Genomic DNA, 14,131 nt, shown 5'->3' on the forward strand with positions numbered 1-14,131 from the left:
CCATGCACAAGATCGCCGACAACCGCGCCTGGTACCTGGTCCTGCCGGTCGTGGTCATCGTCGCGTTCAACGCGCTCGTGCCGCTGATGACCGTGGTCAATTATTCGGTCCAGGACACGTTCGGCAACAACCAGTTCTTCTGGAACGGCATCGGCTGGTTCCAGGAGGTGCTCGACCCGAGTTCCTCGGTCGGCCAGCGCTTCTACGACGCGCTCGGGCGCAACCTGATGTTTTCGGCCATCGTGCTGGCCATCGAGGTGCCGCTCGGCATCCTGGTCGCGCTGTCCATGCCCAAGAGCGGCTGGGGCGTCGCCTGGACGCTGGTCCTGATGGCGCTGCCGCTGCTCATTCCATGGAATGTGGTGGGCACCATCTGGCAGGTCTTCGCCCGCGGCGACATCGGCCTGCTCGGCTTCGTCGTGAACAAGCTCGGCATCGACTACAACTACGTCCGCGATCCCCTGGCCGCCTGGGTCACCATCATCGTCATGGATGTCTGGCACTGGACGAGCCTCGTGGCGCTGCTCTGTTATGCAGGCCTGAAATCGATCCCCGACGCCTATTACCAGGCGGCCAAGATCGACGGTGCCTCGCGCTTCGCGGTGTTCCGCAAGATCGAGCTGCCCAAGATGAACCGCGTGCTGCTGATCGCCGTGCTGCTGCGCTTCATGGACAGCTTCATGATCTATACCGAGCCCTTCGTGGTCACCGGCGGCGGCCCGGGCAATACCACCACCTTCCTGTCGATCGACCTCGTCAAGATCGCACTCGGCCAGTTCGACCTCGGCAAGGCGGCGGCGCTGTCGATCATCTACAACGTCATCGTGCTCACCGTCTGCTGGGTGTTCTACACGGTCATGACCCAGGACCAGAACCAGCGGGAGGGCGAGCCGTGAGAGCCAGCCGCACCATCCTGGTCGTCTATCTCGTCTTCCTCATGTTGCCGATCTACTGGCTGATCAACATGAGCTTCAAGACCAATACCGAGATCACCACGGCCTTCTCGCTCTACCCGCAGAGCTTCACGCTGCGCAATTACGAGAAGATCTTCACCGATCCGTCCTGGTATATGGGCTATGTCAATTCGCTGACCTTCGTGGTCATCAACACGCTCCTGTCGATCGGCATCGCCCTGCCGGCGGCCTATGCCTTCTCGCGCTACCGCTTCGTCGGCGACAAGCACCTGTTCTTCTGGCTGCTGTCGAACCGCATGGCGCCACCGGCGATCTTCGCTCTGCCCTTCTTCAATCTCTATTCGGCGATCGGCCTGTTCGACACGCCGCTGGCGGTGGCGCTCGCCCATTGCCTGTTCAACGTGCCGCTGGCGGTGTGGATCCTCGAGGGCTTCATGTCCTCGGTGCCGCGCGAGATCGACGAAACCGCCTATATCGACGGCTATTCCTTCCCGCGTTTCTTCGTGAAGATCTTCACGCCCCTGATCGCCAGCGGCATCGGCGTCGCCGCCTTTTTCTGCTTCATGTTTTCCTGGGTCGAACTGTTGCTGGCGCGCACGCTGACCAACAACAAGCCGATCTCCTCGATCATGACCCGCACGGCCTCCGCCGCCGGCATGGACTGGGGGCTCTTGGCGGCCGCCGGCGTGCTGACCCTCATTCCCGGCGCCTTGGTGATCTGGTTCGTCCGCAACTACATCGCCAAGGGCTTCGCCCTGGGGAGGGTGTGATGGCCGACTGGTTCGCCCAGACTTTCGCCTGGATGGCCTGGACCTGGCAGACCGGCCTGTTCTTCGCGGCGCTGTTCTGCACGCTGGTGGTGATGACGGTGCTCGCCGTCAATCACCCCGAGGTCGAACGGACAGGTGTCCTCAGGATCGCCACGACCCGCGGCGACCGGCTGTTTCTTTCGCTTTTGAGCGCCGCGATCATCCACATCCTGTGGATCGCGGTCTTGGGCGCCTCGAGCCTTTGGGGCGCGACGCTCTTTTCGCTCGTCTGGGCCTTCGGAGTGTTCCGATACGTCTGACGCGCGACACCAAGAAAATCCGGAACACCGGACACGAGACAAACCCAGGAGGAGACGATGAAGATCAATCGAAGAGCATTCGTCGCAGCAACCTCGAGCCTCGTCGCGGCGCCCTATCTGTCGACGCCGGTGCGTGCCCAGATCGACGCCGCCCGGCGCTGGATCGACAGCGAATTCCAGCCCTCCGTGCTGACCAAGGACCAGCAGGCGGCCGAGCTCGAATGGTTCATCAAGGCGGCGCAGCCCTATCGTGGGCAGGACTTCAACGTCGTCTCGGAAACCATCACGACCCATGAATACGAGGCCAATACGCTCGCCAAGGCCTTCACCGAGATCACCGGCATCCGGATCAAGCACGACGTCATCCAGGAAGGCGACGTGGTGGAGAAGATCCAGACCCAGATGCAGTCGGGCCGCAATGTCTATGACGCCTGGGTCAACGATTCCGACCTCATCGGCACCCATTTCCGCTACCAGCAGGCCGTGCCGCTGACCGACTGGATGACCGGCGAGGGCAAGGACGTGACCTTGCCGACGCTCGACATCGAAGACTTCATCGGCCGCTCGTTCACCACGGGGCCGGACGGCAAGCTCTATCAATTGCCCGACCAGCAATTCGCCAATCTCTACTGGTTCCGCTACGACTGGTTCCAGCGCGCCCAGATCCGCGACGCCTTCAAGAAGCAGTTCAACTACGACCTCGGGGTCCCCGCCAATTGGTCGGCCTATGAGGACATCGCCGAGTTCTTCACCAACACCGTGAAGGAGATCGACGGCGTCCGCGTCTACGGCCATATGGACTACGGCAAGAAGGATCCCTCGCTCGGCTGGCGCTTCACCGATGCCTGGCTGTCCATGGCGGGAAATGGCGATCGTGGCATTCCGAACGGCCTGCCGGTCGACGAATGGGGCATCCGCATGGAAGGCTGCAATCCGCGCGGCGCCCATATCGCGCGCGGCGGCGACACCAATGGCCCGGCCGCCGTCTATGCGGTCGAGAAATATGTCGAGTGGCTGAAGAAATATGCGCCTCCCGGTGCCGCCGGCATGACCTTCTCGGAATCCGGCCCGGTGCCGGCCCAGGGCAATATCGCCCAGCAGATGTTCTGGTACACCGCCTTCACCGCCGACATGGTCAAGACCGGCCTGCCGGTGGTCAATGCCGACGGTACGCCGAAATGGCGCATGGCGCCGTCGCCCAAGGGGTCTTATTGGCGCGACGGCATGAAGCTCGGCTATCAGGACTGCGGATCCTGGACGCTGATGAAATCGACCCCGGTCGAGCGGCGCAAGCCCGCCTGGCTCTATGCCCAGTTCTGCGTCTCCAAGACGACCAGCCTGAAGAAGAGCCATGTCGGTCTCACCTTCATCCGGGAGAGCGACATCTGGCATCAGAGCTTCACCGATCGGGCCAAGAACCTCGGCGGCCTCGTCGAGTTCTACCGCTCGCCGGCGCGCACCCAGTGGACGCCGACCGGCAACAACGTGCCGGATTATCCGCGCCTGGCACAGCTGTGGTGGCAGAATATCGGCGATGCCTCGTCGGGCGCCAAGACCCCGCAGGCGGCCATGGATTCGCTCGCCGACGCCATGGACGACGTGATGATCCGGCTCGAGCGGTCGGGCGTCCAGGGCGCCTGCGGCCCGCGCATCAACCCGAAGACCTCGGCCGACGAATGGTACCGTCGCGCCGAGACCGCGGGCACGGTGGCGCCGCAGCGCAAGCTGACCAACGAGAAGCCGCAGGGCCAGACGGTCGATTACGACGCGCTGATCCGGTCCTGGCCGGCGAGCCCGCCCAAGCGCAACTGAGCGGCGATTGGATGACGAGAGGAGAGCGGGGCAGGGCCCCGCTCTTTTCTTGACCGGTACTGTCGCTCGAGTTCGTTCCTTCGAAATCAAAGTATTGCAATTCGGTTGGCCGTCCTTCGAGGCTCGCAAGAGCTCGCACCTCAGGATGAGGGTCGTGGAGAATTGCAAGAGCGGCGGTGGCGAATGTGCGACACGCTCGACGCTCCATAAGCAACGTTACTGCCGTTCACTACCAACCTCATCCTGAGGCGCGAGCTCTTGCGAGCCTCGAAGGACGGCTGACCGAGCTGCAATGCTTAGACTGAACTGATAATACCTGAGCGGTATTGGGTCGTGGCCTCAGCGCATGGATGGGCCGCCGGCCCGGACGTTGCGCAAGCGCCGGATCCGCCGGACAATCACGCCGCGAGCCCCGCTTCGCATTCCCGCCCTGGAGTTCATGCCGATGACGACGCCCGCGCCGAAAGCCTCCGCGACACCGAGCGCAGCCGAAAGCGATCCCCAGGCGCTCGGCATGATGCGGGGCTTTCCGCCGCCGGCCGAGCGGACGGTTGCCTTCGCCGACGGCTCGTTCCGCAGCTTTCCGGAATTCCGCTGGGCCTGGAGCAATATCCGCCAGCTGGTGCCGACCTCCAATGTCTGGCGCGGCGACGGCCCGGTCTGCGCGCTGCCGCGCGACGAGCAGGATCTCGGCAAGCTCGGCTCGACCACCATGGACGGCCGCCCCATGACCTTCGACCAGGCGCTGGCGGAAACCTATGCCGACGGCATTTGCGTGCTGCACCGGGGGCGCATCGTCTACGAGCGCTATTTCGGTGCGCTGAAACCGCACAAGCAACATCTCGCCATGTCGGTGACCAAGTCCTTCGTCGGCGTGCTCGCGGGCATGCTGGTCGCCGACGGCGCGATCGATCCCGCGGCACCCGTGACGCTTTATGTGCCCGAGCTCGCCGCCAGCGCCTTCGGTGATGCCACGGTCCGCCAGGTCATGGATATGACCACGGGGCTGCGTTACACCGAGGTCTATACCGACGCCAATTCCGACGTCTGGGGCCTTCGCCGGGCCAATGGCATGGCCGCGCGCGATCCGGATTACCGGGGCGCCACCACCCTCTACGATTTCCTGGTTGGCCAGCAGAAGCAGGGCGAGCATGGCAAGGTCTTCGCCTACAAGACCGTCAATACCGACGTGCTGGCCTGGATTGTCAGGCGCGCCAGCGGCCAGTCGCTGAGCGATCTCCTGTCGAGCCGGATCTGGTCGCAGCTCGGCGCCGAGGAGGACGCCTTTTTCAGCGTCGACAGCATAGGCACGGAATCGGGCGGCGGCGGGCTCAACACGACGCTGCGCGACCTCGCCCGTTTCGGCGAATGTTTGCGCAACGGGGGCGCCTTCAACGGCCGGCAGATCGTTCAGGCCGCGGCGATCGCGGATATCGCGCGCGGCGGCGATCCCGCGCAATTCAAGCCGGCGGGCTATGCGACCTTGCCCGGCTGGTCCTACCGGAACATGTGGTGGGTCAGCCATAACGAGCATGGCGTCATCATGGCGCGCGGCATTCACGGCCAGTCGATCTATGTCGACCCGAAGGCCGAAATGGTGATCGTGCGCTACGGCTCGCACCCGCAGGCCGGCAATGTCGCCAACGACCCGGTGACGCTGCCGGCCTTCATGGCGGTCGCCAAGGCGCTGATGGGGTAGGGCGTGGCTGGGACGTTTCCGTAGCCCGGTCGATCATCGAGACATCATGGGCGTCCTGCGCGTGACGGCGGCGTTCCTGCCCCTGCTGAAAACCCGGCCGGGCGCGACAATCATGGCGACCAGCTCGAACCTGGCTTTCATTCCACGCGCCGACTTCCCGACCTATTGCGCCAGCAAGGCCTTCCTGCATTCCTGGTTGCAGTCGCTGCGTCACCAGCTTCGCAACGTTCCCGTCGCCGTGCTCGAACTGGCGCCGCCTTATGTGCGGACGGAACTGACCGGCGATCGGCAAGCGTCCGATCCACGGGCCATGCCGGTTGTGCCGCCTATGTCGCGGAGGTCATGCAACTGCTGGAGGCGGCAAACCATCCTGGAGGCGAGGTGCTGGTCGAGCGCGACCGCGCCCGACGCCGGGCTGAGCGGGACGGTCGCTACGAGGACATTTTTGCCGCGATGAACCCGCTTTCAAGATGAGACCGGGCTCTCTCAAGGGCGGAAGGCGCTGGCGGAGTTGCAACAGCAGTTTGATGCGCATCCGACTGTCCGGCAACCGGGAGCAGCGCGCGAGATCCGGACGCCCCAAAATCCAAAAAAAGCGATTAATAGCGATTGAGACATGCCCGAGCGCCGTGTCACTGGTTGCGCCCAATCAATATCGGCCTCCCGCGGTGCGGGAGGTCTCGGGAGGTGCAATTTTGAAATTGTCTCATGTGTCGGCGCTGGGCGTCTTCGTCTGTCTTGGTCTCGCCGCCTGTGTTTCGCCGGAACAGCAGCGTGCCCAGGACAACTCGGCTTGCGCCGGCTACGGATTTGCCCGTGGCAGCGACGGCTACGCCAATTGCCTGATGCAGACCAACATGGCGCGCGACGCGGCCGAGCGGCAAAAAATGGCGCAGTTCTGGGCCAACGAGGCCGCAACCCGTCGTGAGCGCGAGCGTCTGGCCGGGTTGGCGCCGCGTCGGGACGAGAGCGAGGACTAGGCATACCGGGCTCTTGGCCGGGAGTTCATGCCCTTTATCCCGCGACGAAAAGCGTCGTGCCCCGCCGTCAGCGCGGTGCGATCGGCCGCCACGCATGTTGAACCCGCCGCGTGGCAATGTCGAAGCCCCAATAATGCCCCTCGAAGGGCTGATCGAGAGCCCGGCTGATCGGCACGCCGAGCCTGTGGCACAGCAGCAGGGTGCCGACGCCGCCATGGGCGACGAAGGCGAGGTCGCCGCCGGGATGGCGCGCGAGAATATCATCGACGGCGGCCACGACCCTGGCCTGGGCATCGACCGCGCGCTCCCAGCCGCGCACGCTGTCCTCAGGGCTCGCGAAGAAGCGGTCGGCCACGCTCTGGAACTCCGCCGGCGGCAGGAAACCGGTGGCGCTCCGGTCGTTTTCGTGCAGCCCCGGGTGCACGCCGACGGGCAATCCGGCGCGTCCGGCGAGAATTCCCGCCGCCTCGATCGCCTTGGTCTCGTTGCTCGCCCAGACCGCCGTCAGGCCGCGCGTCTGCGTTGAGCCGGCGAAGGTCCGCATGCGCCGGATCCCCTGGTCCGACAGGTGCCAGCGCGGAACCGGCACGGCGGGATCGATGACCACTTCCGGGTGAGTGATGAAAAAGCCTGAACTCACGCAGATCTCCGGGGACCGGGGCGATGACGCGCTTGCCGCCGCAGCCCATATGAGGGTGAGGTGAGGACCTGTCGAGAGGTGAGATGTCATGAGCCGGCCACGCGTGGTAATTGTCGGGGGAGGCTTCGGTGGCCTGACGGCGGCCAAGGCGCTCGCCAGGGCACCGGTCGACGTGGTCCTGGTCGACCGGCGCAACCATCACCTGTTCCAGCCCTTGCTCTACCAGGTGGCGACCGCCGGCCTGTCGCCGGGCCAGATCGCCCAGCCGATCCGCTCGATCCTGCGGCGCCAGGCCAATGCCACCGTCCTGCTCGACGAGGTCGTGCGGGTCGATCGGGCGCGCAAGCAGGTCCATGGCCGCAGCGCCGGCGCCATACCCTATGATTTTCTCATCCTGGCGACCGGCGCGACCCATGCCTATTTCGGCCATGACGAATGGAGCGAGCATGCCCCCGGCCTGAAGACGCTGGAGGATGCGACCGCGATCCGGCGGCGCATCCTGGAGGCCTTCGAACACGCCGAGCTCGCCGCGGATCCGGTTCAGCGCGAGGCCTTCCTGACCTTCGTGGTGATCGGCGCGGGTCCGACCGGCGTCGAGATGGCCGGCTCCATCGCCGAACTGGCGCGCCATACCCTGGCCGCGGATTTCCGCAATATCGATCCGAAGCTGGCGCGCATCATCCTGGTCGAGGCCGGGCCGCGGGTGCTGCCCGCCATGCCGGCGAAACTGTCGGAAGCGGCCAAGGCCGGCCTGGAGCGCCTGGGCGTCGACGTGCGCCTGAACCTCGCGGTCACCGGCTGCTTTGCCGACCGTGTCGAAGTCGGCGCCGACGCAATCGCCTGCCGCACGATCATCTGGGCCGCGGGCGTGCGGGCCTCGCCCGTCGGTTCATGGCTCGGCGGCGACATCAAGCTCGACCGCGCGGGCCGCGTCGAAGTCGAGGATGACCTGTCCGTCCATGGCTATCCCGAGATTTTCGTGGTCGGCGATGCCGCCCACGTCGCCGGCAAGGACGGCCGGCAGGTGCCGGGCATCGCGCCGGCGGCCAAGCAGCAAGGCGCCTACGTCGCCGCGGTCATCGCCGCGCGGCTTGCCGGCCGCGCCCATTCCGGGCCGTTCCACTATGTCGACCGCGGCAATCTCGCGACCATCGGCCGCGGCGAAGCGGTCGCCGATCTCGGCCGGCTGCAGCTCAAGGGCACCCTGGCCTGGTGGTTCTGGGGCATGGTGCACATCTTCTTCCTGATCGATTTTCACAACCGGCTTTCGGTCATGCTCGACTGGGTCTGGTCCTATCTCAGCTTCGGCCGCAGCGCCCGCCTGATCACGTCGGGGGTGAGCTGGGCGGGCGACGGGCCGCCGCCGAGCAAGCCGGACGCCGGCTAGCCCCAGCGGCACGGCAATCATGGCCGGTTGAGTTCGGTGCCGAGAAGTCGTGGATGCCCGGGACAAGCCCGGGCAAGACGACGTGGGCCTCACGCCGGCCGGGGGCACGATACGTCATGTGATCGTCGATCCAACGCGCGCCCTCGAAGGCACTTTTCGTCTTGGCCGGGCTTGCCCCGGCCATCCACGACTTCAGTCTTGCTCTTCATACAAGGGGCGCGTTTGGCGCTCATCATCGTCACTCGGCAGTCTACCAACCCGCCGCTCCCTCACGCCGTCAGCGCGGCCGCGTGGCGATAGCCGATGCGCTTTTCCGGCGGCAGCGGGTAGCGCCCCGCGATCCGCTCCATCATCAGCCGGACATCGCCGATGGAACCCGCCTTCACCGCCGCGTCGGTGAACAATTGCTCCAGCACGTCCTGCTGCGCGTGGCTGCCGCCGAGCCGGTACATGCCGCCGAGCGCCGGCCGCATCAGCTCGACCGCCTCCTGGTGACGGCCGCGGCCATGGGCGAGCACCGCCGCCGAAATCGGCATTGCATAGAGCCGGACGAGGCCGGCGACCGTGTCCGAGCCCGCCGCCGCGGCCTTGAGCCCGGCCAGGAAGGCGTCGGCGGCCTGGAAGCGCCCGGTGCGAACCAGCGCCATCATCCAATGCGGCAAGGTGAAGGTGTTCAGGCAGTCGCCGATCCGGCCTTCGGCCTTGTCGGCCAGCTCGATCCAGCGGTCGCCGACATCGACGCCCTGCAGTTCCAGCCGGAACAGCATGGAAGCGGCGTTCTGCACGTCGATATAGAGGTCGGGCTGCATCGCGACGATCGGCGAGGCGAGATTGCGAAAGCCCTGGTCGTAGAGATCCAGGACTTCGCCGAACTCCTCGCGTTCGAGATGATAGAGGCCACGATGCCACCAGAGGTGATGCTTGAGATTGTTGCCGCCCTGCCAGTGCGGTTCCAGCTCGCGCAGCATCAGGATGCCTTCGCTGCGCCGCCCCTGCATTTCCAGGACATGGGCAACGGCATGGGTGGCCCAGATGTCGCCGGGATCGAGCGCGATCGCCTCGCGCCCGGAATTCTCGGCGACCGTGTAGTTGCCGCATTCCTCATTGGCGAAGGCCCGGCAGGCGAGCACGGCGCCGCGTCCGGCCAGTCCCAGCTCCCATTGCGGCAAGGTGGTTTCGACGGTGCTCAGCATCTGCTCGGCCCGGCCGAGCCAGAAGGCGTTGAAATGATGCAGCCGGAAAGCGACGACATCGGTCGGATCGTCGGCGACGATCGCCTCCCAGCGCGCCAGCAATTCATCGAGCCGGCCGTCGACCCAGGCCTCCAGCGCCGCGACATGGGCCTGCTCGCGGGTCGTCGTGGTCGCCGCGGTCCGCTTCGCCTGGCCCAGCGCCTCGCGCGCCACCGGAACCACGGCGAGGTTGAAGGCGGCGAGCGTCAGGTAGCCGCGCAGGACATGGGCGAGACAGAAGTCCGGGTCGAGCTCCAGGCAGGCCTTCAGCCGGGCGGCGGTGTCCAGGCGATAGGTCAGATAGCCGGCCACCGCATGGTCGAAGGCCTCCGCCGCCGCTTGCGATGCGCAGGTCACGGTCAGTCCACGACAATCCCTGGGCATGGCCACGGCTCCTTGCTGCGGCCGTCTCGGGCATCGGCGGCTCGGCCCCAAGCTCACGCCATCGGAGCGGGATTGTCCACCGTCGCCGACGGGGGTTGACGCGGCGGGGCGAGGGGCCCAGATTCCATGAAACTCTGAGGGGAGCCCCGCGACGGGGCTGAGAGGCTGCAACGCCGGTTTGGATGCCGGCACCGTGGCGACCCTTGAACCTGATCCGGATCATGCCGGCGGAGGGACAGGGATGCGTCAGGACGCGTCAGGGCGCAATGCGCCGATCAGCATCATCGGAGCCGGGATCGCCGGCCTGTGGCAAGCGCTGGCCTTCGCGCGGGCCGGCCATGCGGTGACGGTGTTCGAGCGTGGCGACGACGCCATGAGCCAGGCGACCAGCCATTGGGCCGGCGGCATGCTGGCGCCCTGGTGCGAGCGCGAAGGTGCCGACGATGTGGTCACGCGGCTCGGCATCCGCTCGCTCGCGCTCTGGCGCGAGGCGCTGCCCGACCTCGCCTTCAAGGGCTCGCTGGTGGTCGCCCATGCCCGCGACCGCTCGGATTTCGAGCGCTTCGCCCGGATGACGGATGGCCATGTCCGCCTGGATGCGGCGGCCATTGCCGGCCTCGAGCCGGCGCTCGAGGGGCGTTTCCGCGAGGCGTTGCATTTCCTCGGCGAGGGCCATGTCGAGCCACGGCTGGTCATGCCGCTGCTGCGCCGGCTGATCGCCGAGGCTGGCGGGCGCATCGTCTTTGATGCCGCGCGCGATCCCGACGAGCTGGCCGGGCTGGTGATCGATTGCCGCGGGCTCGCCGGCCGTGACCGGGCGCCGGGCCTGCGCGGCGTCAAGGGCGAGACGGTGCTGGTCGAGACATCGGAGATCACATTGACCCAGCCGATCCGGCTGTTGCATCCGCGCTGGCCGCTCTATGTCGTGCCGCGCTTGGACAACCGCTTTCTGATCGGTGCAACCTCGATCGAAAGCGAGGGCGAGGGGGTCAGCCTGCGTTCGGCCATGGAGCTGATGACCGCAGCCTATGCGCTGCATCCGGCCTTTGCCGAGGCGCGCATCGTCGAGCTCGGCGCGGCGCTTCGGCCGGCTTTTCCCGACAACCATCCGCGGATTGCCATCGACGGGGAGCGGATCACCGTCAACGGGCTCTACCGCCACGGATTTCTCATCGCACCGGCGCTCGCGGAACTGACGCTCGCGCAGCTGCACCAAGGTCTGCAACGCGACCTGATCGACAGAGAGGTGATGTCATGGTCCTGATCGTCAACGGCGAACGAACTGAAACGGCGGCGACCAGCTTGCCGGCCCTGCTGGAGGAGCTGGACTACCAGCACCGCCATCTCGCCATTGCCGTCAATCACGAGGTGGTGCCGCGCGCCGCCTGGGCGAAGGCCGCGCTCAACGACGGCGACGCCATCGAGATCATCACGCCGCGGCAGGGCGGCTGAGGCCATGGTCGATTTCTACGGCCGCAGCTTCTCCTCGCGCCTGCTCATCGGCACGGCGCTTTATCCGTCACCCGCCATCATGCAGGAGGCGGTGCGGGCGGCCGGTTCCGAGATCGTCACGGTCTCGGTGCGCCGCGAGACCGCCGGCGGCGGCACGGGGCAGGGCTTTTGGGCGCTGATCCAGGAGCTCGGCGTCGCGGTGCTGCCCAACACCGCCGGCTGCCGCAGCGTGCGCGACGCGGTGACCACGGCGAAACTCGCCCGCGAACTGTTCGAGACATCCTGGATCAAGCTCGAGGTGATCGCCGATGACGACACCTTGCAGCCCGACGTCGTCGGCCTGGTCGAGGCTGCGACCATCCTGATCAAGGACGGCTTCGAGGTCTTTCCCTATTGCACCGAGGACCTGAGCGTGGCGCTGCGGCTCGCCGATGCCGGCTGCCGGGTCATCATGCCCTGGGCTTCGCCCATCGGCAGCGCCCGCGGCATCACCAACCGCAAGGCGCTGGAACTGATGCGCCACCGGTTGCCGGACCTGACCCTGGTGGTCGATGCCGGTCTCGGCGCGCCGTCGCATGCGGCGGAGGCGCTGGAAATCGGCTTCGACGCGGTTTTGCTCAATACGGCGATCGCCAAGGCCGCCGATCCTGTCGCCATGGCAAGGGCCTTTCGCAGTGGTGTCGAGGCCGGCTATACGGCCCATGTCGCCGGGCTGATGGCGCCGCGCGACTTCGCTTCTCCGTCCACCCCGGTTGTCGGGACACCGTTTTGGCATGACCTATCCTGATCGCTTCTACCCCGTCATCGACAGCATCGCCTGGCTGAAGCGGCTCACCGCGCTGGGCGTCGGCACTGTCCAGCTGAGGGCGAAGAACCTGACGCGCGACGAGGCGACCGCGCTGGTGCGCGAGGCGCTGCTGGTGACCAGCGGCACGGCGACCAAACTGGTGGTCAACGACTGGTGGCAGGCGGCGATCGACGCCGGCGCCGAACATGTCCATCTCGGCCAGGAGGATCTCGCCGAGGCCGATGTGCCGGCGATCCGGCGGGCCGGCCTGACGCTCGGCCTGTCGACCCATGACGACGACGAACTGGATGCCGCGCTCGACCACGTGCCCGACTATGTCGCGCTCGGGCCGATCTACGAGACGACACTGAAGGTCATGCGCTTCGGGCCGCAGGGGCTCGATCGCATCCGCACCTGGAAGAAGCGCATCGGCGCGACGCCGCTGGTCGCCATTGGCGGCATCACGCTCGAGCGTGCCCCGGCGGTCTATGCCAGCGGCGCCGACGTCATCGCCGTGGTCAGCGACGTCACCGCCCATGCCGATCCGGACCAGCGCGTGCGCGATTGGCTGGCGCTGGCGGGCCGCACCGCCTGAGTGCCGCCGGCACCGGTCCAAGCCGTTGATGGGACTGGTGTCGCGGCGCGCTTCCTCGTATGGATTCCGTCATGATCAAGCGGCTTCCAGAGGGCAGGGGCGTCCAGTCGATCGAGGTTGGCGGGCGCCTGCTCGCCGCCATGGTCGCGCTCGGCAAGCCGGCCATGCTGCGCGACCTCGCGGCCATGGCCAAGGTCACCTCGGCGCAGGCCCACGCCTATCTCGTCAGCTTCCGCAAGATCGGCCTGGTCGAGCAGGATCCGCTCAGCGGCCGCTACCTGCTCGGCCCCTTCGCGCTGCAGCTGGGGCTGACCCGCATGCGCGAATACGTGCCGTTGCGCATGGCGGGCCAGGCGGCGGTCGCACTGGCCGCCGAGACCGGGTTGATGGTCACCATCTCGGTCTGGGGCACCCATGGGCCGACCATCATCGAGGTCGAGGAATCGGTTCAGCCGGTGCACGTCAATTTGCGCGTCGGCGCGGTCTATACGGTCACCGGCACGGCCACCGGCCGGCTGTTCGCCGCCTTCCTGCCGGAAGACCTGACGCGGCCCCTGATCGACAAGGAGCGCGGCGCTGGCCGGCCGGGCGCGGCCCGGCCCGCCAAGGACAAGATGGCCGCCGATTTCGCCGAGATCCGCCGGCGCGGCTTCGCCGTCACCGAGGGCATTCCGGTGCCCGGCATCAACGCCGTCAGCGCGCCGGTGCTCGACCATAGCGGCCAGGTGCAGTTCGCGGTGACGCTGATCGGGCCGGCCTCCGACCTGATCGTCAAGGGCGACAGCGAGCAGGCGCTTTTCGTGTTGAATTTCGCCGAGACCCTGTCGGCCAATCTGGGTTTCCGCGCCGCCGAGGCGACCGATGATCCCTCGGCCCCGGTCCTGCCCTTCGGCTTCGGCCGTATCCGCAGCGAATTCGCCGAGCGGGCGGTACCGTTCACCCGGACGCCGCGCCGGTCGCGGCCGGGTTAGCGGGCGGGGGCTGGCGAGGATGCGGGCCAGCTGTCAGCCTGCTTTGACGGCACACGCGCCTGAACCTCTACGTCACCCCCGGCGAGCGAAGCGAGGGAAGGGGGTCCAGGAGCCGCTAGGCCGCGCCTTCAGCGCATATATCCAAGAGATTTCGCAGTGTTGAGCGGAGCGACCTGCAACCCCTGGATCCCCTTCCCCTCGCTTTGCTC

General features: G+C 66.8%; 15 protein-coding genes and 1 riboswitch. Of the genes, 13 read left to right on the plus strand and 2 right to left on the minus strand.

The window, feature by feature from the left end:
• Window positions 1-2: 2 nt before the first annotated feature.
• The 7 genes from AC07WJ_RS25305 to AC07WJ_RS25335 all read left to right on the plus strand — a co-directional run bounded on the left by AC07WJ_RS25305 (window position 3) and on the right by AC07WJ_RS25335 (window position 6,474).
• Entirely contained in the window at window positions 3-896 is an 894-nt protein-coding gene (locus AC07WJ_RS25305) for a carbohydrate ABC transporter permease (RefSeq protein WP_494937441.1), read from the plus strand.
• 41 nt (window positions 897-937) lie between these two features.
• Window positions 938-1,684: a carbohydrate ABC transporter permease gene (locus tag AC07WJ_RS25310; protein WP_494937546.1), complete on the plus strand. Its 747-nt coding sequence runs from the start codon at window positions 938-940 to the stop codon at window positions 1,682-1,684.
• Window positions 1,684-1,983 (plus strand): DUF2160 domain-containing protein, encoded by a 300-nt coding sequence (locus AC07WJ_RS25315; RefSeq protein WP_494937442.1) that lies wholly within the window; start codon window positions 1,684-1,686, stop codon window positions 1,981-1,983. Before AC07WJ_RS25310 ends, AC07WJ_RS25315 begins: the two co-directional genes overlap by 1 nt.
• Before the next feature lie 57 nt (window positions 1,984-2,040).
• Window positions 2,041-3,795 (plus strand): ABC transporter substrate-binding protein, encoded by a 1,755-nt coding sequence (locus AC07WJ_RS25320; RefSeq protein WP_494937443.1) that lies wholly within the window; start codon window positions 2,041-2,043, stop codon window positions 3,793-3,795.
• Between the two features lie 445 nt (window positions 3,796-4,240).
• Window positions 4,241-5,494: a serine hydrolase domain-containing protein gene (locus tag AC07WJ_RS25325; protein ID WP_494937444.1), complete on the plus strand. Its 1,254-nt coding sequence runs from the start codon at window positions 4,241-4,243 to the stop codon at window positions 5,492-5,494.
• A gap of 46 nt (window positions 5,495-5,540) precedes the next feature.
• The gene (locus AC07WJ_RS25330) at window positions 5,541-5,951 is read left to right on the plus strand and encodes an SDR family NAD(P)-dependent oxidoreductase (protein WP_494937445.1); all 411 of its coding nucleotides are present in this window, start codon (window positions 5,541-5,543) and stop codon (window positions 5,949-5,951) included.
• 70 nt (window positions 5,952-6,021) lie between these two features.
• A complete protein-coding gene (locus AC07WJ_RS25335; protein WP_494937446.1) occupies window positions 6,022-6,474 on the plus strand; it encodes a hypothetical protein in 453 nt (150 codons plus the stop codon).
• A gap of 67 nt (window positions 6,475-6,541) precedes the next feature.
• On the opposite strand, the gene AC07WJ_RS25340 is transcribed toward AC07WJ_RS25335, so the two are convergent.
• Window positions 6,542-7,114 carry a histidine phosphatase family protein gene (locus AC07WJ_RS25340; protein ID WP_494937447.1) on the minus strand — a complete coding sequence of 191 codons (573 nt, stop codon included), beginning with the start codon at window positions 7,112-7,114 and terminating at the stop codon, window positions 6,542-6,544.
• Window positions 7,115-7,202: 88 nt separating this feature from the next.
• Between AC07WJ_RS25340 and AC07WJ_RS25345 the strand changes: the two genes are divergently transcribed.
• The gene (locus AC07WJ_RS25345; protein ID WP_494937448.1) at window positions 7,203-8,501 is read left to right on the plus strand and encodes an NAD(P)/FAD-dependent oxidoreductase; all 1,299 of its coding nucleotides are present in this window, start codon (window positions 7,203-7,205) and stop codon (window positions 8,499-8,501) included.
• Window positions 8,502-8,770: 269 nt separating this feature from the next.
• Here the strand turns inward: AC07WJ_RS25345 and AC07WJ_RS25350 are convergent, their stop codons facing one another.
• Complete coding sequence (locus AC07WJ_RS25350; RefSeq protein WP_494937449.1) at window positions 8,771-10,117, minus strand: tetratricopeptide repeat protein; 1,347 nt, start codon at window positions 10,115-10,117, stop codon at window positions 8,771-8,773.
• A 127-nt stretch (window positions 10,118-10,244) separates the two neighbouring features.
• Window positions 10,245-10,370, plus strand: a riboswitch (TPP riboswitch).
• Here AC07WJ_RS25350 and AC07WJ_RS25355 point away from each other — a divergent pair.
• The 5 genes from AC07WJ_RS25355 to AC07WJ_RS25375 all read left to right on the plus strand — a co-directional run bounded on the left by AC07WJ_RS25355 (window position 10,359) and on the right by AC07WJ_RS25375 (window position 13,922).
• A complete protein-coding gene (locus AC07WJ_RS25355; protein WP_494937450.1) occupies window positions 10,359-11,381 on the plus strand; it encodes an FAD-dependent oxidoreductase in 1,023 nt (340 codons plus the stop codon). (Overlaps the previous riboswitch by 12 nt.)
• A complete protein-coding gene (gene thiS / locus AC07WJ_RS25360; protein ID WP_494937451.1) occupies window positions 11,372-11,569 on the plus strand; it encodes a sulfur carrier protein ThiS in 198 nt (65 codons plus the stop codon). The genes AC07WJ_RS25355 and thiS overlap by 10 nt, the downstream gene beginning before the upstream one ends.
• Window positions 11,570-11,573: 4 nt before the next feature.
• Window positions 11,574-12,356, plus strand: coding sequence for a thiazole synthase (locus AC07WJ_RS25365; protein WP_494937452.1), 783 nt, complete (start codon window positions 11,574-11,576; stop codon window positions 12,354-12,356).
• Complete coding sequence (locus tag AC07WJ_RS25370; protein WP_494937453.1) at window positions 12,343-12,951, plus strand: thiamine phosphate synthase; 609 nt, start codon at window positions 12,343-12,345, stop codon at window positions 12,949-12,951. Before AC07WJ_RS25365 ends, AC07WJ_RS25370 begins: the two co-directional genes overlap by 14 nt.
• A gap of 71 nt (window positions 12,952-13,022) precedes the next feature.
• On the plus strand, window positions 13,023-13,922 hold the full coding sequence (locus AC07WJ_RS25375; protein ID WP_494937454.1) for an IclR family transcriptional regulator: 900 nt from the start codon (window positions 13,023-13,025) through the stop codon (window positions 13,920-13,922).
• Window positions 13,923-14,131 lie beyond the last annotated feature (209 nt).

The sequence above is a fragment of the Phreatobacter sp. GW821-FHT04C01 genome (assembly GCF_059420385.1).